The sequence below is a fragment of the Knoellia sp. B-D-2 genome (genome assembly GCF_057714695.1).
In genome coordinates this window covers 3046077-3068245 of the sequence record NZ_CM173189.1, presented here as the reverse complement: position 1 = coordinate 3068245, position 22169 = coordinate 3046077, and the positions used below count along the sequence as shown (strand labels likewise).

Genomic DNA, 22169 nt, shown 5'->3' with positions numbered 1-22169 from the left:
CAGGACACGACGAAGGGCCCGGATCGCGATGATCCGGGCCCTTCGGCCTCTGCTCCCCCGGTTGGACTCGAACCAACAACCTGCCGATTAACAGTCGGCTGCTCTGCCAATTGAGCTACAGGGGAATGCGATGCGTCAGTGCCGGCACCGCTTGGCGGCGTGCCGCGGGCGGCGCGCTGCGCAACGATAGCAAAGGGTGTGGGCCTCGGCGAAAACGGCCGCCCGGACTGGTCGTCGGGCGCCGCTGGCCGCGTCCCCGCGGGCACGATCAGGTTCGCGAACCCTGCTCGCGCTCGCGAACCTGATCGAACCGGTTCGCGAGCACCTCACGGGTTCGCGAACCTGTTCGTGCCGCCGAGCCCAGCGCCAGCCCAGCGCCACCAGCGGGGCGCGACCGGGTCAGTCGAGCCCGACCTGCTCGCGGAGCCGGTCGAGGGCGGCCCCGGTCTCCTCGCGCACGCCCGGGTCACTGGACCGGACACCCTTGCCGAGAATGGTCTGGCTCAGCAGGGCACCGGTGCCGAGCTCCTTGCGGACGACGACGCGGGCCCGTCGTTTGGCCCCGAGGTCGACCTCGTCGGCGAGCACGACGCTCGCCTGGACCCGTTCGCGCAACACCTGGGGGAAGGTCCCGAGCTGCTCGAGCTCCCACACCGTGGCCGGGGCCCGGTCGACCCACTGGACGGTGAGCAGCCGGGTCTCGTCGTTCCACGACCCCGTGTCGACCATGTGCCACGGCCGGTCGAGGACCACGGAACCCGCGGAGACGGCATACACGTGCGTCGTCGTCGCGACGAGCTCCGCGCCGGTGCGATGGTCGTGGGCGATCGAGAGGACGTCGTCCGCACGCCCACCCAGGGCGGAGCGGACCTCGTCCGGCACCTCCGGCCCGCGCCGACCGATCCCGCCGAGGCGCGCGAAGCGGCCGGGGCTCACGAGGTGAGCCGGTCGCGCAGTCGGGCCCGGTTCATCTCGAGCTCGATGAGCTTGCGGGAGCGCTCACGCAGGGCCTCCTGGTCGGGTACGGGTGAGTTCTGCAGGCGGCGGATGGCCGCGGTCTCGTCGGCGATCTGGCGGCTGAGGCCGGCGTCGTGGACGCCGATGACGAGCGAGTCGAGATATCGCTGGGGCGGCAGGCCGGTGGAGGTGTCGACCTTGGTCGGCAGCGGCGCGACCGACAGCTCGGCGAGCAGTCCGCGCACGGCGAGGGCGCCGGCCTCGGCCACCGCGGACGTCCAGCCCGCCGTGGACAGCTGCGAGGCCCGCGACGCCACCGCCCGAACCCCGTCGAAGATGGCTGCGTGCGCCGGCGCCGTGAACGCCACCGTCGGCAGCGCGTCGATCGTCTCGGTGTTGAACCGCGTGGGGTACTGGAGGAGGGCCTGGAGGAGCTGGCGCTCCGTCCGCACGATGGGGTCGCGCAGGTTGGGCTGGGGCAGCGCGGCCGCACCCTCCTGGTCGCTGGGCTCGGGCACGTCGTCGGTCGAGGCGGGCGTGCGGTCACCGGGACGTGTCGCGGCGCCCTCGGACACCTCACGGGCCTTGGCCCGGCCAGCCCGCTGGACCTCGCTGCGGACCTGCTCGACCTCGACGCCGAGCATGCCGGCGACGGTGCGGATGTACTCGGGGCGCAGCGACGAGTCGCGGATCGAGTTGATGATCGGGGCGACCGCCTGCATCGCCTGGACGCGCCCCTCGGCCGTCTCGAGGTCGAAGCGGGTGATCGTCGTCCGGACGGCGAACTCGAACATCGGGACCGCGTCCTCGACGAGGGCCCGGACGGCGTCGTCGCCCTTGGCGAGGCGCAGGTCGCAGGGGTCCATGCCGTCGGGCGCGACCGCGACGAATGACTGCGAGGCCCACCGCTGGTCCTCCCCGAACGCCTTCATCGCGGCCTTCTGCCCGGCCGCGTCGCCGTCGAAGGTGAAGATCACCTTGGCGGGGGCGCCGTCGGCCTCGTCCCGCATGATCCGTCGCAGGATCTTGATGTGGTCGATGCCGAAGGCGGTGCCACAGGTCGCCACCGCGCCCTCGACGCCGGCCAGGTGGGCGGCCATGACGTCGGTGTACCCCTCGACGATGACGGCGCGGCGCTCGGTGGCGATCGACTTCTTCGCGGCGTCGAGGCCATAGAGCACCGTCGACTTCTTGTAGATCGGCGTCTCGGAGGTGTTGAGGTACTTGGCCGCGATCCGGTCGTCGTCGAGCAGGCGTCGCGCCCCGAACCCGACCGTGTCGCCGGTGACGTCCCGGATCGGCCAGACGAGCCGGCCGCGGAAGCGGTCGTAGAGCCCGCGGCTGCCCCGACCGGACAGCCCGGCGGTGACCATCTCGTCCTCGCTGAAGCCCTTCTCACGCAGGTGGCGGGTCAGGTCCTCGCCACCGCGGGGCGCGAAGCCCATGCCGAACTGCTCGGCGACGGCGCGGTTGAACCCGCGCTCGCGCATGAAGTCGCGGGCGGGCCGGGCGTCGGGCCGGTCGACGAGCGCCGCGGCGTAGAACTCCTCGGCGACGCGGTGCGCCTCGATGAGCCTGGAGCGCCGGCCGATGCCACCGCCGTCCTCACGCCGACCACCCTCCTCGTAGCGCAGCTCCATGCCGATCTTGGCCGCGAGGCGCTCCACCGACTCGGCGAAGGTGAGGTGCTCGACCTTCTGGACGAACGAGATGACGTCGCCACCCTCACCGCACCCGAAGCAGTGGTACGCGCCCACCGTGGGTCGCACCGTGAAGGAGGGGGTCTTCTCGTCGTGGAAGGGGCACAGGCCCTTGAGCGAGCCGACCCCGCCAGGCCGGAGGGTGACGTGGTCGCGCACGACGTCCTCGATCGAGGAGCGCTCCTTGACGGCCTGGATGTCGTCGGCATTGATCCTGCCCGCCACGCGCGCTCCTCCTGTCCTCGTGTGCTCCCGTGTGCGTGTTCAGTATGCCGCGAGGAGATTTCCGTGCCGCTGTCGTATCCCCCGCGTCCCGTTCGTGGAACCGTGACAGCCCCCGAGCAGCAGGAGGCCGGCTGCCTGCTGCTCGGTCGGCAGAGCTACGACGAGTTCGCCCCCATCTGGCCGACGATGGGCGAGTTCGCGGACCGTCCTGGGCGGCCGATGCCGCGAAGGTGAGGTTCACGCTGGCGGAGCACGCGGCATACGCCAACGGGGTACAGCTCACCGTCTTCGACGTCGTGCGCTGACGCCGTCAGCACCAGGCGCGGTGGAGGTGACGCGCCCGGACGTCGGTGAGCGAGGCGACCTGGTCGACGACGACCCGCAGCGCCGCCTCGTCGTGGGGCGCGGCCTCGTGGTCGGCCAGCAGGTCGGCGTCCAGGCGCGAGGGGTCGTCCCGGTAGGCCGTGACGAGGTCGGCGACGATGTCGCGCTCCCCCGCCATGAGCTCGACCCGCTCGGCGACGTTCATGACGAAGTGCGCCGCGACCGCCTTGAGGACCGCGCACTCCGCCCGAGTGTCGTCGGGCACGACGAGGTCGGCCTCGAGGCGCACGAGGTCTCCCATGCCGTGCCGCTCGCGTGTGGCGATCTCCACGGCGTGGACGAAGCGGCCGATGAGCCTCGAGGTCATGTCCTTGAGGCGGGCGAGGTCGACCCGCGTCCCGGCGTATGCCGTCGGCACGGTGCCCGTGGCGATGATCCGTTCCAGCGCGGCGCCGAGGGCGTCGGTGGTGAGGTCGGTCGCGTAGGCGGCGGTCGCGACCTCGAGCACCCTGTCGACGTCGGTGCCGTCGAGCAGGAGCCGGGGGTCGAGCCGGCCGGAGGCGATGGCGTCCTCGACGTCGTGCACCGAGTAGGCGACGTCGTCGGACCAGTCCATGACCTCGGCCTCGAAGGCGCGCTGGGTGGCGGGGGCGCCGGCCCGGAACCAGTCGAAGACCGGGAGGTCGTCGGCGTACACGCCGAACTTGGCGGTCGGCGTCGGCGCCTCACCGCGGACCCACGGGTACTTCGTGGCCGCGTCGAGAGAGGCCCGGGTGAGGTTGAGTCCCGCCGGTCGGCCGTCCGCCTGGAAGCGCTTCGGCTCGAGCCGGGTGAGGATGCGCAGCGTCTGGGCGTTGCCCTCGAACCCACCGATGTCGGCGGCGATGGCGTTGAGCGCCGTCTCCCCGTTGTGGCCGAACGGCGGGTGACCGAGGTCGTGCGCGAGGCAGGCGGTGTCGACGACGTCGGCGTCGCAGCCGAGCGCGGCGCCGAACTCCCGCCCGATCTGCGCCACCTCGAGGCTGTGCGTGAGGCGGTTGCGGACGAAGTCGTCGCTGCCGGGCTGGAGCACCTGCGTCTTGGCGGACAGCCGGCGCAGCGACGCGGAGTGGACGAGCCGGGCCCGGTCGCGGGCGAAGTCGTCGCGGTCGGCGCGCTTGTGGGCCGGGTCCTCGGCGACCCATCGCTCCCGGTCACGGGCGGTGTACGTCACCCGACGACCCTAGAGGGTCGAGGGTCGCCGCATAGGGTGGCCCTGACTCCGAGTGTGGAAGAGGTGGCGGTGCGCGCAGTGGTGCTCCGGGTGGCTGGCGTGCTGGCTCCCGTCCTCGTCCTCGGGGCGTGCGCCAGCGGGGGCCGACCCGTCCCCCCACCGTCCCTCGGCGCCCCCGCGTCGTCGCCGTCGCCCTCCGCGCCGTCCCTCGACGCACCGGGGCCCGCGCCGTCGCCGACCCGGGACCCCGCCGACGTCGTCTCGGCCGCCCTGGACGCGACGCAGCGTGCCGGCTCGGTCGTCGTCACCCGGACCACGCAGGACGGGGACGAGTGGACTCACGAGGACATCGAGGTCGCCTTCACGACGCCGGCGTCCGCCCGCGTGCTCCACGTCGGCGACGCCATCTGGACCCTCAACGTCGTGGACGGGGTGGGTCACCTCAAGGACCAGAGCGAGCGGAAGTCGAGGAACCGGTGGAGCCGGCTCGGGGACACCGACACCGCAGCACACCTGCGTCGCCTCACGCCCGAGGGGCTGCTCGGGGTGCTCGACGCCGCCAGGTCGGTGGCCGCGCCGAGCGAGGAGACCGTGCGGGACGTGCCGGCCACCTGCCACGCGTTCGTCCTCGACCCGGTCGAGGCCCTCGCCCTGGCCGAGACCCAGACCGACATCGACGCCGGCGCCGAGCCCGACGACCCGCCCTCGCCCGGCCCCACGCCTACCGGCGCGGACGCGGGTGCGGCGGCCGCGCGCCTCTGCGCGGACGGCGAGGAGCGGCCCGTCGAGCTCGTCGTGACGATCGGCGACCGGGTCACGTCCTCGGTGTTCTCGCAGTGGGGCTTCGCCCTCGAGGCGCTGCCGCCGCCGGAGAACCTCGTGGACCGACCCGGCGGCTAGCTAGCCCTCGTCACCACCGCCGGTGCCATCGCCGGCGCCACCCGCCGCTGCGGCGGCCGCGGCCGCCTGCTCGACCCACTTCGGTGTGGCGCCGTAGCGCTGACCGGTGATGAGGCGGCCGTGCGCACAGTCGTCGACGAGCTGGGCCAGACGCTTCTCGCGGGTGTCCTCGCGCTTGGCCGTGACCACCCAGTTCTCGGCGATCCGCCGGTAGGTCGGCGTCGCCGCCTCCCAGAACGCCGCCGCCGCCGGGTGGGCCAGCAGCCGTGCCCGCTGGGACTCGTCGAGCTCGCGCCCGGCCTCGTAGGCGTAGATCCCGCTGCGCTCCGGGATGCGCCTCTCGAAGGCGGCGATCCCCGCCGGTCGCATGAGGCCCGCTGCCGTGAGCCGCTCGACGTGGGCGATGTTGACCGCGCTCCACGTGCTCGCGTTCTTGCGAGGCGTCCACCGCTGCCGCCGGCTGTCCTCGTCGATGCCCTGGGAGACGCTGTCGATCCAGCCGTAGCAGAGCGCGACGGGTACGGCCTCCTCCCAGGTGAGCCCCCGTTCGCTCACGTGCTTCCTGTGCAGCCCCATCCACAGCTCGGTCGCGCTCTCGTGGTTCTCCTCCAGCCACGCGCGGAACTCCGCCGCGTCGCGGAAGAACGTCGCCGGCCTCTCGGCCGACCCTCCCGGCACCCCGATCTGGCCCATGGGGCCATCCTGTCAGCCGCCGGAGACGGAGAGCTCGGCCTGCGCGATCTGGGCGCGCTGGGCATCATCGAGCTCCCGCGAGCGCAGCCAGTTCTCGGGCAGGGCCACGACCCGCGGCGACCCGGCACGGCCGCGCTGCCCCTCGGCGGGCTCACCCGGCCAGGGTGCGTCGAGGTCCATGCTGCCGATGAGGTCGTCGAGCGCCTGGAGGCTGTCGACGAGGGCGAGCTGGTTGCGGACGGTCGACCCGGCGGGGAAGCCCTTGAGGTACCAGGCGATGTGCTTGCGGATGTCGCGGCAGCCGCGTTGCTCGTCGCCGTCGTAGAAGTCGACGAGCAGACGCGCGTGCCGCGAGAGGGTGTCGGTCACCTCGCGCAGACCGGGCTGGACCCGTGCCGTCCTCCCGGCGAACGCGGCGGCGAGGTCGGTGAAGAGCCACGGTCGCCCGAGGCATCCGCGGCCCACGACGACGCCGTCGCAGCCGGTCTGGCGGACCATCTCGAGCGCGTCGTCCGCGGACCAGATGTCGCCGTTGCCGAGCACGGGCACGCTCGTCACGGCCTCCTTGAGACGCGCGATGGCGGACCAGTCGGCCTGGCCCGAGTAGGCCTGGGCCGCGGTCCGTCCGTGCAGCGCGACGGCGGCAACGCCCTCGCCCTCGGCGATCCGGCCCGCCTCGAGGTAGGTGACGTGATCGGCGTCGATGCCGATCCGCATCTTGACGGTCACCGGAACGTCGTGGCGCTGCGCCTCCCGGACGACGGCGCTGACGATGCCCCGAAACAGCTCGGTCTTCCACGGGAGGGCCGCTCCCCCGCCCTTGCGGGTCACCTTGGGCACGGGGCAGCCGAAGTTGAGGTCGATGTGGTCGGCGAGGTCCTCGGTGACGAGCATCCGCGCGGCGAGACCGGCGGTGACGGGGTCGACCGAGTACAGCTGGACCGAGCGCGGGTGCTCCTCCGGTCCGTGGCTGATGAGGCGCATCGTCTCGGGGGTCCGCTCGACGAGCGCGCGCGAGGTGACCATCTCGTTGACGTAGAGACTCGTCGCACCGCTCGCGCCACCGGTCCCGGAGCCGGCCGAGCCGTACTCGCGACAGATCCGGCGGAACGCCCGGTTGGTGATGCCCGCCATCGGGGCGAGCACGACGGGTGACCCGATCGTGTGCCGCCCGATCTGCAGCGGGGGCAGGACGGGCGTCGGCGTGGTGGTGGGTGCAGCAGTCATCGCTGCACGATTCTCCCACTGGTTGACTGGAGCAATGTCCACGCTCCTCACGCCCGCCGGGCTCGCCTCCCTCGTCGAGGCCGGCAGCGTGCGTGTCCTCGACGTCCAGTACACGCTGTCCGGCGACGGACCTGCCCTGTATGCCGCGGCGCACCTCCCGGGTGCCCCTCACCTCGACCTCGACGCCGTGCTCGCGGGTACACCCGGCCCGGGAGGTCGCCACCCGCTGCCGGAGCCGTCCGTGCTCGAGGCCGGACTGCGCGCCGTCGGGGTCCGCGACGGCGACTCCCTCGTCGTCTACGACCAGCAGACCTCGCTCGCCTCCGCCCGGGCCTGGTGGGTCCTGCGATGGGCGGGCCTCACCGACGTCCGCGTCCTCGACGGCGGGCTGGCCGCGTGGCGGGCCGCCGGGTTCGCCGTGACCGACAGGGCTCCCTCGCCGACACCCGGCGACGTGGTGGTGACCCCCGGCTCCCTCCCCGTCCTCGACGCGGAGGGCGCCGCGCGGACGGCGCGGGACGGCATACTCCTCGACTCCCGCACGGCGGGGCGGTTCCGGGGCGAGACCGAGCCGATCGACCCGGTCGCCGGCCACATCCCCGGCGCGCGCAACGCCCCCATGGCCGACCAGCTCGACGGCGACGGCCGCTTCCGCACACCCGATCAGCTGCGGGCCTACTTCAGCGGCCTCGGTGCGGACGGCTCGACGCAGGTCGGGACCACCTGCGGGTCGGGGGTGACCGCGGCGCACACCGCCCTGGCGCTGCACCTCGCTGGCGTCGAGGCGACGCCCTACGTCGGCTCGTGGAGCCACTGGGTCACCGACCCGGACCGGCCCGTCGCGACCGGCTCAGGGGGCGAGGGCGACTGACGACGCGGCGCTGTCGACGAGCGGGGGGTCCTGCTGGCGTCCGGGCAGGGTCGACACGCGCCGGAGGGCTCCGGTGCGCGCATTCCAGATGAGCAGGTCGGTGTCCCGCCAGCGCACGAGGACCTCGTCCTGGTAGGCCCACCCGAGGACCTCGCAGCACCCCGTGCGGACGCCCTCGCTCCCCGGCGCGACGAGAAGGCGGCCTGACGCCCCCGTCTCGGCGTCGAGCGTGAACACGCCCTGGAACAGCCGCATGGGGCGTTGCCGGTTCAGCTCGAGCGCTGCGGCCTCGCTCAGGAAGCCGCCCACGGCGAGCCGGCCGTCGTCGTTGGTGAACGTCGCTCCCCACACCCCGCTGAGCACGCCGGGCCCGGTGCGGCTCGAGGACCCGGTCCCGCGGGCGTCGAACCCCTGGATCCGGAGCCCGTCGGCGCCCACGACCTCGAGCTCGTGGCGCCCGGCGTAGGCCGCCTGTCCGAGGCGCGCTACCTCGCCGGTGTCGGGTGAGATCCGCCAGCGGTAGGTGCCGGACCACACGATGACCTCGGTGCCCACCCAGCCCCCCTCCTCGAGGTAGCGGTCGGGGACGGGGAACGAGCGGACCTCCGCCGTGAAGGCGTCGAGGACGAGCACCTTCCCGGGCTGGACGAACATCACGTGGCGGCGGTCGTCGGCGATGGCCTTGACCTCGAGCGGTTCGGAGGTGTTGCCGCCCTCGTCGAGGGTCGACACGAGCGGGACGCTGTCCACGAGCACGTAGGGGTTGGCCAGGGTCGGGCGGACGAGCACGGCGCGCAGACCCTGTGGGCTGTGCCGCAGCAGGACCGCCCGGACCGGCGCACCGCTGCCGCCGACCTCGCTGAGGGTGGGAATGCGGGTGTCGGGCCCGAAGGCCAGCACCTCCGGGAGCGCGAGCTGGCGCCTCGTGAGGTCGGTGATCGTCGGCAGCGATGCCAGCTGGCGGGCCGTCGGGCCCACCTGGGCGGCGAGCCCGAGCACGTCGACCTCGCTCGGGTCCCACTCGGCCGCCACGGACGGATCGGGGGACGTGCGCTCCACGGTCGGCGGGTCCGCGAGGTCGCGACCGCGCGGCACGACGGCCGCGCCCACGACGACGGCGGTGACGGCGGCGAGGCCCGCCGCCCCGATCCGGCGCCGTCGCCGACGGTGGGCCCGCGCCGCCTCGCGGGCGGCCTCGACGACGTCGCGCTCCTCGACCTGCGCGGACGCCTCGTCGAGGGCGCGCGCGAGGTCCGCCGCGTCGAGACCCCGGCCGGGGCCACCCCCGAGTCGGGGCAGGAGCTCGTCAAGGTGCTGGCGGGCCGCGCGCTCCTGCGCGGCCACCGCGTGCGCTGAGATGCCGAGCGCCTCCGCGCTGTCGTGCTCGGTGCGCTGCTCGAAGTGGCGCAGCACGATCACGGCGCGCTGTCGCGGGGACAGCGCGGCGAGGGCGACCAGGAGCCCATCCGGCGCCGGCCCCGACGGGGTCCCACGGGCGGAGGGACGCGCATGTCGCCTCGACCGCCGGGAGGTGGCGTCGCGGTACAGGACGCGACGGACGAAGGCGTCGAGGTCCTCGTCCCGGACGGTGCGCCAGCGCAGGGACAGCGTCGTGAACGCGCCGCGCACGAGGCGCTCGGCCTCCTGCTCGTCACCCCGGAGGAGGTAGGCCGCCCGGAGCAGCTGGTGCTGGCGCGCCCGGACGAAGTCGGCGAACTCGTCGTCGACCTCGAACAGCGGACCGGTCACCCTGACACTGTCTCCCACCCCGGCGGCATACGAGAAGGAACGCGCCCCGCGCCCCGGGCATGACGAAGGCCCCCCGACCTTGCGGTCGGGGGGCCTTCGCTGAGATCGGAGTCTCGAAGGTGCTAGAGGTCAGAGACCCTTGACCTTCTCAGCCTGCGGACCCTTAGGGCCCTGCGTGACGTCGAACTCGACCTTCTGGCCTTCCTGGAGCTCGCGGTAGCCGCCGCTCTCGATGGCCGAGTAGTGAACGAAGACGTCAGCGCCGCCGCCGTCCTGCTCGATGAAGCCGAAGCCCTTTTCGCTGTTGAACCACTTCACGGTGCCGGTTGCCACTGGTGTTGCCTATCTGTGTTGCGAGAACTCCCGTGTGGAGAACTCATGCCGCCGATTCTCCGACCCGGTCACACACGCGAAACTGGTGGCGCGGATGAGTTGGTCGTGTCGGCCACGTAGGACGTGGACTAGAAAGGCAACGAGGATGACGTTAGCAGCACTCGGGCACGGATTTGTCATCGAGGCCAACTCAGCCCCGGCGAGTCGCACCGCAGGGGTCAGGACGACGCCCGGTGGAGCAGCTCGCTGAAGTCGGTGACCTCGTCGAACCGGTCGGTGAAACCGGCCTCGCGCTGCTCCGCCTCAGCTGGCAGGAACCCGCCCCGGCGCGACGACTCGCTGCCCGGCGACACGAGCATCATCGTGACGAGTTCGGCTGCGGCACGGTCGATCCGGCGGTCGAGGCCCGTTGTCCCGAAGTCGTCCGTCGCCGCCATGACGGCCGTCGGGACGACCGCCGAGTGCAGGTAGGAGAAGAGGGGACGCATCGCGTGCTCGAGCATGAGCGAATGCCGCGCCGACCCTCCGGTCGCGCCGATGAGCACCGGCGTGCCGTCGAGCGCGCCGACGTCGAGATTGTCGAAGAACGACTTGAACAGCCCGCTGTAGGACCCCGAGAACACCGGTGAGACGGCGACGAGGGCGTCGGCGGCGAGGACCTTCTCGATCGCCGAGGTGAGCTCGCCGCTGGGAAACCGGGTGAGCATCTGGTCGGCGATGAGCCGGGCCAGGGGGCGGAGCTCGACGACCTCGACCGTGACGTCCTCACCGTGGGCGGTGACGTGGCGGTCGGCGGCCTCGAGGAGGCGGTCGGCGAGCAGGCGCGTCGAGCTCGGCTCGGACAGGCCGGCGGAGACGGCGACGATGCGACGGGTCACCTCAGACCTCCACGGTCTCGGGTCGGGCGATGCGCTCGGCGTGGCGCGGAGCGGTCGCGGGGACGTGGGCGGGTCGGCGGGCATCGGCGATCCGGCGCAGCTCGGGGACGACCTCGCCGCCGAGGATGTCGAGCTGGTCGAGGACCGTCTTGAGCGGCAGGCCCGCGTGGTCCATGAGGAACAGCTGGCGCTGGTAGTCGCCGACCTGGTCGGCCATCGCGCCGTAGCGCTCGATGACCTGCTGGGGCGAACCCACGGTGAGCGGCGTCTCCCGCGCGAAGTCCTCGAGTGAGGGGCCGTGGCCGTAGACGGGGGCGGTGTCGAAGTACGGGCGGAACTCCCGCACCGCGTCCTGGCTGTTGGCCCGCATGAAGACCTGGCCGCCGAGCCCGACGACGGCCTGGTCGTGCTTGCCGTGGCCGTGGTGCTGGTAGCGGCGTCGGTAGAGGTTGACCATCTGCCTGGTGTGCGACATCGGCCAGAAGATGTTGTTGTGGAAGAAGCCGTCACCGTAGAAGGCGGCCTGCTCCGCGATCTCAGGGCTGCGGATCGACCCGTGCCAGACGAAGGGCGGCACGCCGTCGAGCGGACGCGGCGTCGACGTGAAGCCCTGCAGCGGGCTGCGGAACCTGCCCTGCCACGTCACAGCCTCCTCGGTCCAGAGCCGGCGCAGGAGCGCGTAGTTCTCGATCGCAAGGTCGATGCCGTCACGGATGTCCTTGCCGAACCACGGGTAGACCGGCCCGGTGTTCCCGCGGCCCATGATGAGGTCCACGCGGCCGTCCGCGAGGTGCTGGAGGTAGGCGTAGTCCTCCGCGAGCCGGACCGGGTCGTTGGTCGTGATGAGCGTCGTCGAGGTGGACAGGACGATCCGCTCGGTCTGCGCGGCCACGTGGGCGAGCAGCACCGCGGGGTTGGCCGGGGCGGCGAACGGCGGGTTGTGGTGCTCCCCCGTCGCGAAGACGTCGAGGCCGACCTCCTCCACCTTCTTCGCGATGGCCACGGTGGCCTTGATGCGCTCGTTCTCCGTCGGCGCGCGGCCGGTGGTCGGGTCCGTCGTGATGTCCCCGACGGTGAAGATGCCGAACTCCATCTGCCTTCCTCCTGCTCAAGTAGTTGATGTTTCAATCTATTTAACCGAGGTCGGGCGCCGGACATTCCCCTCGGCCGGGCGTCCGGGCGGCCAGACGGGGCAGGTGTGACGAGTCGGGGTTCCAGGGAGACCCGACTGGTCACACGACCCCCGACACGTCGGCCCGGGCCGAGTCGAGGCGCTTCTGGGCGGCGAGGACCGCCCGGCGCGCCACCCTCGCGGCGTCCTCGGCGGCCCGCAGGCCGGCCTGGGCCTGCGACATCTCGGTCTGCGCGGCCTCGAGCTCGGCCTGCGCCAGGCGCCGCGCCTTTGCCGCCGCCTTGGCAGCCTTCGCCTCCGCGACGGCTGCGGCCAGCTCCTCCTCGGTGAGCTCGTCGTCGTCCTCGTCCTTGCCCTCGCCCGCGTCCCCGTCCGCGTCCGCGCGCGCGTCCGAGTCCTCGGACGCAGCACCCGCCCGCCCCGCCGTGGCGGGGGCCGCGGGCGCACCGGACGACCGTCCGCCACCCCGGAGCACCGACATGATCGAGCCCGAGCTCGTCACCCCCACCGCGCCGGAGAGGTCGACCTCGCCGAACCCGCTGTAGTGCAACGCCCTCGTGAGCTGGCCCGAGGCGAGCGCCTGCGCCGCGGTCTCGTCGGCGAGCGCCGCGATGGCGCTCGCGCGCACCTCCTCGCGGGCGGCCGGAGACAGGAGCGCCCCCTCCGCCTCCGCTGCCGCGACCACGGCCCCGACGTATCCCGTGAGGGCCGCGTCCCGCTCGCCGCGCACCGAGGTGAGCGTCGTGGTGTCGAGCGTCGACTGGGCCGCGCGCATGCGGGCGCCGAGCCCGAGCACGTCCGTGAGGGCCCCGGCGCCTCCGCGTGGCACGAGGTTCATCGCCCACGCCGTGAGGGTCGGCTTGCGCAGCGCGAGGACCGCCTTGCCGGCCGCGGGGCCCGCCGACGCCTTCGCCGTCGCGGCCAACGCCTTGCGGGTGGGGATGAACTCCGCCTGCGGGACGGCATACAGCACCGCCGCGGCAGCGGCGACGGCCTCCTCGACGGCGTCCTCGGCCTCGCCGCTCATCCCGTCATTCGACTCATTGCGCATTCCGGTCCCCGCCATCCGACTCATTGCGCATTCCGGTCCCCGCCATCCGACTCATTGCGCATTCCGTTCAGGTTCGCCGCCCTCGCACGACCGGAACGCGCCATCGGCCGAAAAGGTCAGCAGCCGACGAGGCGCTGGGCGAGGTAGCCCTCGACCTGGTCGAGGCCGACCCGCTCCTGCGCCATCGTGTCGCGCTCGCGGATGGTCACGGCCTGGTCCTCGAGGGTGTCGAAGTCCACCGTGATGCAGAACGGCGTGCCGATCTCGTCCTGGCGGCGGTAGCGCTTGCCGATGGCGCCGGCGTCGTCGAACTCGATGTTCCAGTTCCGGCGCAGCGTGGCCGCGAGGTCGCGGGCCTTGGGCGAGAGGTCGGCGTTGCGGCTCAGCGGCAGGACGGCGGCCTTGACCGGCGCGAGGCGGCGGTCGAGGCGGAGCACGACGCGCTTGTCGACGCCGCCCTTGGTGTTGGGCGCCTCGTCCTCGGCGTACGCGTCGACGAGGAAGGTCATGAGCGAGCGCGACAGCCCGGCCGCGGGCTCGATGACGTAGGGCGTGTACTTCTCGCCGGAGGTCTGGTCGAAGAACAGCAGGTCGGTGCCGCTGTGCTTGCTGTGCGTCGAGAGGTCGAAGTCGGTGCGGTTGGCGATGCCCTCGAGCTCGCCCCACTCGCTGCCGGTGAAGTTGAAGCGGTACTCGATGTCGACGGTGCGCGTCGAGTAGTGGCTCAGCTTGTCCTTCGGGTGCTCGAAGTGACGCAGGTTGTCCGGGTCGATGCCGAGGTCGACGTACCAGCGGGTCCGCTCGTCGATCCAGTACTGGTGCCACTGCTCGTCGTCGCCGGGCTTGACGAAGAACTCCATCTCCATCTGCTCGAACTCGCGGGTCCGGAAGATGAAGTTGCCCGGGGTGATCTCGTTGCGGAAGCTCTTGCCGGTTTGGGCGATGCCGAACGGGGGCTTCTTGCGCGAGGTCTGCATGACGTTGAGGAAGTTGACGAAGATGCCCTGGGCGGTCTCCGGACGCAGGTAGTGCAGGCCGCCCTCGTCCTCGATGACGCCGAGGTGGGTCTTGAGCATCATGTTGAACTCACGCGCCTCGGTCCACTGGCCGCGCGTCCCGCAGTTCGGGCAGGCGAGGTCGGTCAAGGAAATACTGTCGGGGTCGACAGGCTCATGGGATGCATCGGCGGCGGCCCGCTTGTTCTGCTTGTCGGCGACGGCCTCCTGCATGTGGTCCACGCGGAAGCGCTTGTGGCAGCTGAGGCACTCGGTGAGCGGGTCGGTGAAGGTGCCCACGTGGCCGGAGGCGACCCAGGTCTCGCGCGGCAGGATGATCGAGGAGTCGAGGCCGACGACGTCGTCGCGGGCGATGACCATCGACTTCCACCACTGGCGCCGGATGTTCTCCTTGAGCTCGACACCGAGGGGCCCGTAGTCCCACGCCGACCGGGTCCCGCCGTAGATCTCGCCGCTGGGGAAGACGAAGCCCCGGCGCTTGCAGAGGTTGACGACGGTATCGACGGTGGAGGTCTCCTTGGGCATGGGCGCAAGGTTACTGGCCACCCCGCACCGTGGCCGCACCGGTTTGCCCACGTAGGCTCCTCGATCGTGCCGTCCCTTCGCGAATCCCTCGAGAGCGCCAGCGCGCCCCTCCTGCGCACCATCGCCGCTCTCCCCCGCGCCGTCCCGTTCCTCGTCGTCCTCGCCCTCATGGTCACCGGGGCCCTCATCCCCGGGTGGGGCTGGGTGCTGCTCGCCCTCGTCACCCTCTTCCTCGCGTGGCTGCTCGTCCTCGGCTGGCCGCGGCTCGCGACCCAGGAGCGGCTCATGCGCGTCGCCGTCGTCGCTCTGGCCCTGGCGATCACCATCACGCAGGCCATCCCCCGCTGAGCCGAGTTGACATTCATTCTCACTTTATTTGAGAATGATTGTCATGAAGCGCACCCGTCTCGCCCTCCCCCTCGTCTGCGCGCTGGCCCTGGCCGGCTGCGGCGCCGGCTCGGCCGCGTCCGAGGGTGGGGAGGCGGCGACGGAGGCCGGCACGATCGCCGTGACGGCCGCCTTCTACCCCCTGGCGTATGCCGTCGAGCGCGTCGGAGGTGACCGCCTCACCGTCTCGAGCCTCACCAAGCCGGGCGCCGAGCCACACGACGTCGAGCTGACCCCCAAGGACGTCGCCACACTCTCCCGCTCCGCCGTCGTCGTCTACGAGAAGGGTTTCCAGCCCGCCGTCGACGAGGCGGTCGTGCAGGTCGACGCGGACGCCGCGCTCGACGTCTCGACGGTGGTCGACCTGTCGATCGAGGCGAACCACGACGGCCACGACCACGGCGGCGAGACCGGCGAGGGCGTCGACCCCCACTTCTGGCTCGACCCCACGCGCTACGCCACCGCCGTGACGGCGATCGCCGAGAAGCTCGCGCTGGCCGACCCGGGCGACGCGACGGCATACGCCGAGAACGCGGACGCGTTCGTCGCCGAGCTCACGGCACTCGACGCCGAGTTCTCGGCAGGACTGAAGACCTGCACGACGCGGGACCTCGTCACCGGGCACGCGGCGTTCGCCTACCTCGCCGACCGCTACGACCTGCACCAGGTCGGCATCGCCGGCGTCTCCCCCGACACGGAGCCGAACGCCGCGGCGATGAAGGAGATCGTCGAGCACGTGCGGGAGAACGACGTCACGACGGTCTACGCGGAGACCCTCGTGAGCAGGGACCTCACCGACACCATCGCGAAGGAGACCGGCGCGGCCGTGGCGGTCCTCGACCCGATCGAGGGGCTGACCGACGCCTCGGCCGGGAAGAACTACCTTGAGGTCATGCGCTCCAACCTCGCGACCCTCACGAAGGGGCAGGGCTGCCGGTGACCGACACTCCCCTCATCTCGCTGCGGTCGGCGTCCTTCGGGTACGCGGACCGTCGGGTCGTCGACGGGGTGAGCCTGTCGCAGGGCCGCGGCGAGGTCATCGCGCTGCTGGGGCCCAACGGCTCGGGCAAGACGACGCTCGTCAAGGGCCTGCTCGGCCTCTCGGACCACCTCGGCGGTGAGGTCCTGCTCTTCGGCACCCCGCTCGCCCGCTTCCGCGACCGGCCGCGCATCGGCTACGTCCCCCAGCGGCACTCGCTCTCGGCGTCGGTCCGGGCCACCGTCCGCGAGGTCGTCGAGGTCGGTCGCCTCACCCGGCGCCCGTGGTGGCGACCGGCCGGGCCCGCCGACGCCGTCGCCGTGGAAGAGGCCCTCGACGCCGTGGGCCTGCGCGACCGCGAGCGCGAGGACGTCAACGCGCTGAGCGGTGGCCAGCAGCGCCGCGTGCTCATCGCCCGCGCCCTGGCCGCCCGCCCGGATCTGCTCGTCATGGACGAGCCGACCGCCGGAGTCGACGCGGCCAACCAGCGGATCCTCGCCGACGTGCTGTCCGCGCTCGCCGCGCGGGGCACGTCGATGCTCATCGTCACCCACGAGCTCGCCGCGCTGCACGAGGTCGTCACCCGGATCGTCTGCATGGACGGCGGCCACGTCGACTACGACGGCACCCCCCACGACTACCTCGCGACCCACCGCGGCCACGAGGCCGGCGACGGCCACCACCACGACGACGCGCCGGACCGGCCGGGCGTGCGCACGCCCGGCATGGCCGCGATCGTGGCCGACCCCCTCCCCCCGCGCGAGGTCCACCATGCGTGACCTGCTGGCCCTCGACTTCATGAGGCAGGCGCTCGTCGCGGCGGTGCTCGTCGGGCTCGCGGCGCCGCTCGTCGGCGCCTTCCTCGTCCAGCGACGCCTCTCCCTCATCGGGGACGGCATCGGTCACGTGGCCCTCGCCGGTGTCGCGGTCGGGATCCTCACCGGCTCGATGCCCGTCCTCACCGCCCTCGTCGCCGCCGTCGCGGCCGCGGTGGCCGTCGAGCTCATCCGGGCCACCGGTCGCACCAGCGGTGACATGGCGCTGGCGGTGATGTTCTACGGCGGCATCGCGCTCGGCGTGGTGCTCATCTCGAAGTCCAGCGCGACCTCGCCCGCCAACCTCACGGGCTACCTCTTCGGCGCCATCCTCACGACGAGCCGCGCCGACATCGTCGTCTTCGCCGTGCTCGCCGTGGTCGTCGTCACCGTCACCTGGGTGCTGCGACGCCGCTTCTTCGCCGTGGCCAACGACGAGGAGTACGCCCGGGCCGCAGGGATGCCGGTCATGGGCTACAACATCGCCCTCTCGGTGCTCACCGCCGTGACCGTCGTCGTCTCCATGCGGGTCGTCGGGCTCCTGCTCATCACGGCGCTGATGATCATCCCCAACGCCTCGGCCCAGCTCGTCTCCCGGAGCTTTCGCAGCAGCCTGCTCTGGGCCTCGCTCATCGGCGTCCTGTCCAGCGTCAGCGGCGTCGTCGTGTCGTTCTACGCGGAGACGCCGTCGGGCGGGACGATCGTGCTCCTCGCCATCGCCACCTTCCTCGTCCTGGGCGCCGTCACCGCAGCGGTGAGCCGCGCCAGGCGCGCCGCCCACGAACGCGCCGAGCGCCACGAGCACGAGCACGGACCGGCGTGCGGCCACCCCGCGGTCGTCCACCACGACCACGTCGACTACCTGCACGACGGTCACCGGCACGCCCCGCACCGGGACCACTACGACGAGCACGACGAGCACGGCGGTCACGGCGACGACGACGGGACGGCCGCCGGGCGCGACGGCCGCCGGGCGCGACGGCGCGCCGGCACCGAGGGGGCCAGCCGATGAGCACCCACTCCGCCCACACGGGCACGTCCGGTCCGTCCGGCTCGGCCGGCTCCTCCGGTGCCGGCCGACGGCCCACCCGCCAGCGGGCCGCCCTCGCCGAGCTCATGGCGACGACGTCGGAGTTCCTCTCCGCGCAGGAGCTGCACTCCAAGCTGCAGGCGCGCGGCGCCTCGGTGGGGCTCGCGACGGTCTACCGCAACCTCCAGTCGATGGCCGCGGACGGCGACGTCGACGTGCTGCGCACCGACGACGGCGAAGCCGCCTACCGCTCGTGCTCGACCGACTCCCACCACCACCACCTCGTGTGCCGCGAGTGCGGCCGCACCGTCGAGGTCGAGGGCCCGGCGGTGGAGCGCTGGGCCACGGAGGTCGCCCGGCAGCACGGCTTCTCCGACGTCACGCACACCATCGAGCTGTTCGGCACCTGCACCTCCCACTGACGACACGACGACACCGGCGACACCGGCGACACCGAGGAGCCCGCATGACCCGCTTCGTCATCGACGCACCCACGCTCGTGCACCTCGTCGACCACGACCTCACGGTCGACCCGAGCCACCAGCTCGTCGCACCCGGCGGGATCCGGTCGCAGGCACTGGAGCTCGTGCTCGGTGAGGTGCTGCGGGGTGAGCGCGACGAGGCGACCGTGAGGTCGACGCACGAGCGGATGACCGAGCTGCGGATGCGCCTGCTCGGGGACCGCGTGTCCCGGATGACCGCGTGGCGGATCGCGCGTGAGCACGGGTGGGACACCCTGCGCGACGCCGAGTACCTCGCGGTGACCCGGCTCCAGGCCGACGCCCTCGTCAGCGTCGACCCCGCCCTGCTCGCCGCCGCGGAGGGTGTCGTCCCGGTCGCCCCGCTCAGCGCGCTGCTGGGTCCGGGCTGACCGTCGGCGCGGGTTCGCCGGACGCGGCGAGGTCGACCGCGCCGCCGTAGCGGCGGTCCCGGTCGGCGTAGATCTCGATGGCCCGCCACAGGTCGCGCCGGTCGAAGTCCGGCCAGAGGGTGTCGAGGAAGACCATCTCCGCGTAGGCGCTCTGCCAGAGCAGGAAGTTGCTCGTCCGCTGCTCCCCCGAGGAGCGCACGAAGAGGTCGACGTCGGGCATGTCCGGCTCGGGCAGGTAGCGGGCCAGCGTGCGGTCGTCGACGTTCCTCGGCTTGAGGCGCCCGCGCGCGACGTCCTCGGCCAGGGCGCGGGCGGCGTCGCCCAGCTCGGCCCGGCCGCCGTAGTTGACGCAGAAGTACAGGGTGAGGCCGGTGTTGTGCCGGGTCAGCTCCTGCGCGACCTCGAGCTCCTTGATGACCGAGGACCACAGCCGCGGGCGCCGCCCCACCCAACGCATCCGCACGCCCCACTCGTGGAGCTGGTCGCGCCGCCGACGGATGACGTCGCGGTTGAAGCCCATGAGGAAGCGCACCTCGTCTGGGCTGCGCTTCCAGTTCTCGGTCGAGAAGGCGTAGGCCGACAGGTGGGTCACCCCGGCCTCGATGGCCCCGGCGACGACGTCGAGCAGGGCGGCCTCGCCCGCCTCGTGCCCCTTGGTCCGCGGCAGCCCCCGCGCGTTGGCCCAGCGACCGTTGCCGTCCATGACGATCGCGACGTGACCGGGGACCTGGGCGGCGGGCACGGCCGGCGGCCGGGCGCCGCTCGGGTGGGCGAAGGGGCGGCTCGTCACCGCTCCACCATACGGAGCGAGCGCACCCCGCGTTCGAGGTGCCACTGCAGGAACGCGGTCGTCATCCCGCTCCCCTCGCGGCGGTGCCGGGGGTCGGACGCGTCCGCGACGAACCAGTCGCCGGCGAGCAGCGCCGCGAGGAGGCGGAGCGTCTCCGGCGCGGGCGCGGACGACCCGGGCGGACGGCATACGGAGCAGACGGCGCCACCGGACACGACGTGGAAGGCGCGGTGCGGACCCTCCGACCCGCACTTGGCGCAGTCGTGGAAGCTCGGCGCCCAGCCGGCGATCGCGAGCGCGCGCAGGAGGTAGGCGTCGAGGACGAGGTTGGGGTCGTGCTCCTTGCCCGCGAGCGAGCGCAGCGCGCCCGTGACGAGGAGGTACTGCTGGAGCGCCGGCTCGCGCTCCTCGGTGAGCCGGTCGCACGTCTCGAGGACGGCGTTGGCGGCCGTCCACGCGCCGTAGTCGCGCGAGACGACGTCACCCCACGACTCCAGCGTCTCGGCCTGGGTCACCGTGTCGAGGGTGCGGCCCTCGTAGCACTGGAGGTCGACGAGCATCCCCGGCTCGAGCCGGGCGCCGAAGCGGGACTTGGTCCGGCGCACCCCCTTGCCGACGGTGCGGACCTTGCCGAGGCTGCGGGTGAGCACCGTGATGATCCGGTCCGCCTCACCCAGCTTGTGGGTGCGCAGCACGATCCCCTGGTCACGGTAGAGCGGCACCCCACCAGTCTCCCCCGCGGTGCCGACAAAGCCGGTATGCCGTGCCGCTCCCCCCGGTGCCCGTCGCCGAAACCGGAGGCGCCGGCCCCGCGGGTGCGGCATCCTCGAGGTCATGAGCGAGCTGCCCGCCGGCCTCACCGCCCGACCCTGCCGACCGACGGACGCCGCGGACGTCTTCGGGGTCTTCGCGGCCGCCGAGGAGCACGACACCGGAGAGGTCGCGGTCGAGCTCGAGGACATCGAGGGTGACTGGCAGCGCCCCAGCTTCTCCCTCGAGCGCGACAGCATCGCCGTCCTGGACGGCGACGTCATGGTCGCGGCCGGAGAGGTCTACAAGGGGCGGCGCGCCGAGATCTCCGTCCACCCCGACCACCGGGGCCGCGGAATCGGGACCTGGCTCGTCGCGTGGGCCCGGGAGGCCGCGGCCCGCAACGGCGGCAGCGTCGTCGGCCAGAGCGTGCCGGCCGGAGGGGACGCCGAGCGGATGTTCCAGGACCTCGGCTACGAGCGCGGATGGACGTCGTGGGTGCTGGAGGTGCCCGAGGGGGCGGCGATCGAACGCCAGCCGTTGCCCGAGGGCTACGCCCTGCGGGACTTCGTGCCGGGCGAGGACGACGAGGTCACCTACCGCCTCGTCGAGGACGCCTTCAACGAGTGGCCCGAGCGCCAGGCCTCCTCCTTCGACGACTGGGCGGCCAACACGCTGCGCCGGCCCGGGTTCGAGCCCTGGCAGATCCGCCTCGTCACGGACCCAGCGGGTACCCCCGTCGGGACGGCGTTCCTCATCCAGGCCGGCGAGTTCGGCTACGTCGACCAGCTCGCCGTGCGCCGCGACCAGCGGGGCCGCGGCCTGGCCCGGGCGCTGCTCGTCGACGCCTTCGAACGCGCCCGCGCCCGCGGCGCAGTCCGCAGCGAGCTGTCGACCGACTCGCGCACCGGAGCGCTGGGGGTCTACGAGAAGGTGGGGATGGTCGTGACGAAGACCTACCACCACTGGCAGACCACCCTCTGAACAGCACGGGCCTGCCCGGCACACACCGCGGTGGGCGATCCCGCCACGCGAGGAAGCGGGCGGCCCGCGGACGTGGGCGACGCTGACGATCCGACTCGCGGCCATGGACTAGAACACGCGTTCGACTTGCGCTATCGTCGGCGTCATGGACGCGGTCCTCCAGCACTCGCTCTTCGACACCGGCGACGCCATCGAGCTCGGCCGGCTGGCGCCGACCCGTACCCTGCTCTCGCGCGGCGCCTGGGTCGACTACCAGCCCAGCTGGCTGACCGGCGCCGACCTGCTCTTCGACGCGCTCCACCACGAGGCGCCGTGGACGGCCGAGCGGCGGGAGATGTACGACCGGGTCGTCGACGTCCCGAGGCTGCTCGCGTTCTACGACGAGGGTGAGCCGCTCCCCCACCCGGCCTTGGCGCAGGCGCGAGACGAGCTCTCGCAGCGGTATGCCGCCGAGCTGGGTGAGCCGTTCGTTTCGGCCGGGCTGTGCCTCTACCGCGACGGGCGCGACTCGGTCGCCTGGCACGGCGACCGCATCGGTCGGGCGCGGGACGCCGACACGATGGTGGCGATCCTGTCGGTGGGGTCGGCCCGCTCCCTCATGCTCCGGCCGCGCGGCGGCGGCTCGTCGATCGGCTTCTCGCTGGGCCACGGTGACCTCGTCGTCATGGGCGGGTCCTGCCAGCGCACCTGGGACCACGCCATCCCGAAGACGGGCAGACCGGTGGGACCACGCATCTCGGTCCAGTTCCGCCCCCGCGGCATCCGCTGA

24 protein-coding genes and 1 tRNA gene are annotated in these 22169 nt (G+C 72.6%); 11 read left to right on the top strand and 14 right to left on the bottom strand.

Annotated features, from left to right (window positions below; all coding sequences use genetic code 11):
* Positions 1-52 precede the first annotated feature (52 nt).
* From AC3EU2_RS14510 to dnaG, 3 genes are all read right to left on the bottom strand, one after another.
* A tRNA-Asn gene (locus tag AC3EU2_RS14510) sits at positions 53-125 on the bottom strand.
* 274 nt (positions 126-399) lie between these two features.
* Complete coding sequence (locus AC3EU2_RS14505; protein WP_488176996.1) at positions 400-936, bottom strand: hypothetical protein; 537 nt, start codon at positions 934-936, stop codon at positions 400-402.
* Complete coding sequence (gene dnaG, locus AC3EU2_RS14500) at positions 933-2882, bottom strand: DNA primase (protein WP_488176995.1); 1950 nt, start codon at positions 2880-2882, stop codon at positions 933-935. Before dnaG ends, AC3EU2_RS14505 begins: the two co-directional genes overlap by 4 nt.
* A 102-nt stretch (positions 2883-2984) precedes the next feature.
* On the opposite strand from dnaG, the gene AC3EU2_RS14495 reads away from it, so the two are divergent.
* A complete protein-coding gene (locus AC3EU2_RS14495) occupies positions 2985-3116 on the top strand; it encodes a hypothetical protein (protein ID WP_488176994.1) in 132 nt (43 codons plus the stop codon).
* Between the two features lie 76 nt (positions 3117-3192).
* On the opposite strand, the gene AC3EU2_RS14490 is transcribed toward AC3EU2_RS14495, so the two are convergent.
* The gene (locus AC3EU2_RS14490; RefSeq protein WP_488176993.1) at positions 3193-4419 is read right to left on the bottom strand and encodes a deoxyguanosinetriphosphate triphosphohydrolase; all 1227 of its coding nucleotides are present in this window, start codon (positions 4417-4419) and stop codon (positions 3193-3195) included.
* 99 nt (positions 4420-4518) lie between these two features.
* Here AC3EU2_RS14490 and AC3EU2_RS14485 point away from each other — a divergent pair, with 99 nt between their 5' ends.
* A complete protein-coding gene (locus tag AC3EU2_RS14485; protein WP_488176992.1) occupies positions 4519-5319 on the top strand; it encodes a hypothetical protein in 801 nt (266 codons plus the stop codon).
* On the opposite strand, the gene AC3EU2_RS14480 is transcribed toward AC3EU2_RS14485, so the two are convergent.
* Both AC3EU2_RS14480 and dusB read right to left on the bottom strand, forming a co-directional pair.
* On the bottom strand, positions 5320-6012 hold the full coding sequence (locus tag AC3EU2_RS14480; RefSeq protein ID WP_488176991.1) for a YdeI/OmpD-associated family protein: 693 nt from the start codon (positions 6010-6012) through the stop codon (positions 5320-5322).
* A 12-nt stretch (positions 6013-6024) separates the two neighbouring features.
* Positions 6025-7239, bottom strand: a complete 1215-nt coding sequence (gene dusB / locus AC3EU2_RS14475; RefSeq protein WP_488176990.1) for a tRNA dihydrouridine synthase DusB — start codon at positions 7237-7239, stop codon at positions 6025-6027.
* A 34-nt stretch (positions 7240-7273) separates the two neighbouring features.
* On the opposite strand from dusB, the gene AC3EU2_RS14470 reads away from it, so the two are divergent.
* On the top strand, positions 7274-8110 hold the full coding sequence (locus tag AC3EU2_RS14470) for a sulfurtransferase (RefSeq protein ID WP_488176989.1): 837 nt from the start codon (positions 7274-7276) through the stop codon (positions 8108-8110).
* Here the strand turns inward: AC3EU2_RS14470 and AC3EU2_RS14465 are convergent.
* The 6 genes from AC3EU2_RS14465 to AC3EU2_RS14440 all read right to left on the bottom strand — a co-directional run bounded on the left by AC3EU2_RS14465 (position 8090) and on the right by AC3EU2_RS14440 (position 14794).
* Positions 8090-9859: a sigma factor-like helix-turn-helix DNA-binding protein gene (locus AC3EU2_RS14465; RefSeq protein WP_488176988.1), complete on the bottom strand. Its 1770-nt coding sequence runs from the start codon at positions 9857-9859 to the stop codon at positions 8090-8092. The two genes, AC3EU2_RS14470 and AC3EU2_RS14465, sit on opposite strands and share 21 nt — an antisense overlap.
* Positions 9860-9988: 129 nt before the next feature.
* Entirely contained in the window at positions 9989-10192 is a 204-nt protein-coding gene (locus AC3EU2_RS14460) for a cold-shock protein (RefSeq protein ID WP_035934215.1), read from the bottom strand.
* A 218-nt stretch (positions 10193-10410) separates the two neighbouring features.
* Positions 10411-11070, bottom strand: a complete 660-nt coding sequence (locus AC3EU2_RS14455) for an FMN reductase (protein ID WP_488176987.1) — start codon at positions 11068-11070, stop codon at positions 10411-10413.
* 1 nt (position 11071) lies between these two features.
* A complete protein-coding gene (locus AC3EU2_RS14450; RefSeq protein ID WP_488176986.1) occupies positions 11072-12163 on the bottom strand; it encodes a CE1758 family FMN-dependent luciferase-like monooxygenase in 1092 nt (363 codons plus the stop codon).
* Between the two features lie 139 nt (positions 12164-12302).
* Entirely contained in the window at positions 12303-13229 is a 927-nt protein-coding gene (locus AC3EU2_RS14445; RefSeq protein ID WP_488176985.1) for a hypothetical protein, read from the bottom strand.
* A gap of 140 nt (positions 13230-13369) precedes the next feature.
* A complete protein-coding gene (locus tag AC3EU2_RS14440; RefSeq protein WP_488176984.1) occupies positions 13370-14794 on the bottom strand; it encodes a glycine--tRNA ligase in 1425 nt (474 codons plus the stop codon).
* Positions 14795-14860: 66 nt separating this feature from the next.
* On the opposite strand from AC3EU2_RS14440, the gene AC3EU2_RS14435 reads away from it, so the two are divergent.
* From AC3EU2_RS14435 to AC3EU2_RS14410, 6 genes are read left to right on the top strand one after another with little or no spacing between them, the layout of a single operon-like run.
* Positions 14861-15142: a DUF6703 family protein gene (locus tag AC3EU2_RS14435; RefSeq protein ID WP_488176983.1), complete on the top strand. Its 282-nt coding sequence runs from the start codon at positions 14861-14863 to the stop codon at positions 15140-15142.
* 43 nt (positions 15143-15185) lie between these two features.
* Complete coding sequence (locus AC3EU2_RS14430) at positions 15186-16121, top strand: metal ABC transporter substrate-binding protein (RefSeq protein ID WP_488176982.1); 936 nt, start codon at positions 15186-15188, stop codon at positions 16119-16121.
* On the top strand, positions 16118-16939 hold the full coding sequence (locus tag AC3EU2_RS14425; protein WP_488176981.1) for a metal ABC transporter ATP-binding protein: 822 nt from the start codon (positions 16118-16120) through the stop codon (positions 16937-16939). Before AC3EU2_RS14430 ends, AC3EU2_RS14425 begins: the two co-directional genes overlap by 4 nt.
* Positions 16932-17987: a metal ABC transporter permease gene (locus AC3EU2_RS14420; RefSeq protein ID WP_488176980.1), complete on the top strand. Its 1056-nt coding sequence runs from the start codon at positions 16932-16934 to the stop codon at positions 17985-17987. Before AC3EU2_RS14425 ends, AC3EU2_RS14420 begins: the two co-directional genes overlap by 8 nt.
* On the top strand, positions 17984-18427 hold the full coding sequence (locus AC3EU2_RS14415; protein WP_488176979.1) for a Fur family transcriptional regulator: 444 nt from the start codon (positions 17984-17986) through the stop codon (positions 18425-18427). The genes AC3EU2_RS14420 and AC3EU2_RS14415 overlap by 4 nt, the downstream gene beginning before the upstream one ends.
* 44 nt (positions 18428-18471) lie before the next feature.
* Positions 18472-18876 (top strand): hypothetical protein, encoded by a 405-nt coding sequence (locus tag AC3EU2_RS14410; RefSeq protein ID WP_488176978.1) that lies wholly within the window; start codon positions 18472-18474, stop codon positions 18874-18876.
* On the opposite strand, the gene AC3EU2_RS14405 is transcribed toward AC3EU2_RS14410, so the two are convergent.
* Together AC3EU2_RS14405 and recO are read right to left on the bottom strand one after the other, a co-directional pair.
* The gene (locus tag AC3EU2_RS14405; RefSeq protein WP_488176977.1) at positions 18851-19666 is read right to left on the bottom strand and encodes an isoprenyl transferase; all 816 of its coding nucleotides are present in this window, start codon (positions 19664-19666) and stop codon (positions 18851-18853) included. The genes AC3EU2_RS14410 and AC3EU2_RS14405 overlap by 26 nt on opposite strands.
* The gene (gene recO, locus AC3EU2_RS14400; protein ID WP_420184642.1) at positions 19663-20388 is read right to left on the bottom strand and encodes a DNA repair protein RecO; all 726 of its coding nucleotides are present in this window, start codon (positions 20386-20388) and stop codon (positions 19663-19665) included. The genes AC3EU2_RS14405 and recO overlap by 4 nt, the downstream gene beginning before the upstream one ends.
* A 112-nt stretch (positions 20389-20500) precedes the next feature.
* Between recO and AC3EU2_RS14395 the strand changes: the two genes are divergently transcribed.
* Both AC3EU2_RS14395 and AC3EU2_RS14390 read left to right on the top strand, forming a co-directional pair.
* Positions 20501-21400, top strand: coding sequence for a GNAT family N-acetyltransferase (locus AC3EU2_RS14395; RefSeq protein ID WP_488176976.1), 900 nt, complete (start codon positions 20501-20503; stop codon positions 21398-21400).
* Between the two features lie 145 nt (positions 21401-21545).
* Entirely contained in the window at positions 21546-22169 is a 624-nt protein-coding gene (locus tag AC3EU2_RS14390; protein ID WP_488176975.1) for an alpha-ketoglutarate-dependent dioxygenase AlkB, read from the top strand.

Bases quoted from the DNA above. Each gene is read 5' to 3' on its own strand.
- AC3EU2_RS14480 (WP_488176991.1), bottom strand. From the start codon at position 6,012: ATGGGCCAGATCGGGGTGCCGGGAGGGTCGGCCGAGAGGCCGGCGACG.
- dusB (WP_488176990.1), bottom strand. From the start codon at position 7,239: ATGACTGCTGCACCCACCACCACGCCGACGCCCGTCCTGCCCCCGCTG.
- AC3EU2_RS14470 (WP_488176989.1), top strand. From the start codon at position 7,274: ATGTCCACGCTCCTCACGCCCGCCGGGCTCGCCTCCCTCGTCGAGGCC.
- AC3EU2_RS14450 (WP_488176986.1), bottom strand. From the start codon at position 12,163: ATGGAGTTCGGCATCTTCACCGTCGGGGACATCACGACGGACCCGACC.
- AC3EU2_RS14445 (WP_488176985.1), bottom strand. From the start codon at position 13,229: ATGAGCGGCGAGGCCGAGGACGCCGTCGAGGAGGCCGTCGCCGCTGCC.
- AC3EU2_RS14440 (WP_488176984.1), bottom strand. From the start codon at position 14,794: ATGCCCAAGGAGACCTCCACCGTCGATACCGTCGTCAACCTCTGCAAG.
- AC3EU2_RS14430 (WP_488176982.1), top strand. From the start codon at position 15,186: ATGAAGCGCACCCGTCTCGCCCTCCCCCTCGTCTGCGCGCTGGCCCTG.
- AC3EU2_RS14420 (WP_488176980.1), top strand. From the start codon at position 16,932: ATGCGTGACCTGCTGGCCCTCGACTTCATGAGGCAGGCGCTCGTCGCG.
- AC3EU2_RS14415 (WP_488176979.1), top strand. From the start codon at position 17,984: ATGAGCACCCACTCCGCCCACACGGGCACGTCCGGTCCGTCCGGCTCG.
- AC3EU2_RS14410 (WP_488176978.1), top strand. From the start codon at position 18,472: ATGACCCGCTTCGTCATCGACGCACCCACGCTCGTGCACCTCGTCGAC.
- AC3EU2_RS14395 (WP_488176976.1), top strand. From the start codon at position 20,501: ATGAGCGAGCTGCCCGCCGGCCTCACCGCCCGACCCTGCCGACCGACG.
- AC3EU2_RS14390 (WP_488176975.1), top strand. From the start codon at position 21,546: ATGGACGCGGTCCTCCAGCACTCGCTCTTCGACACCGGCGACGCCATC.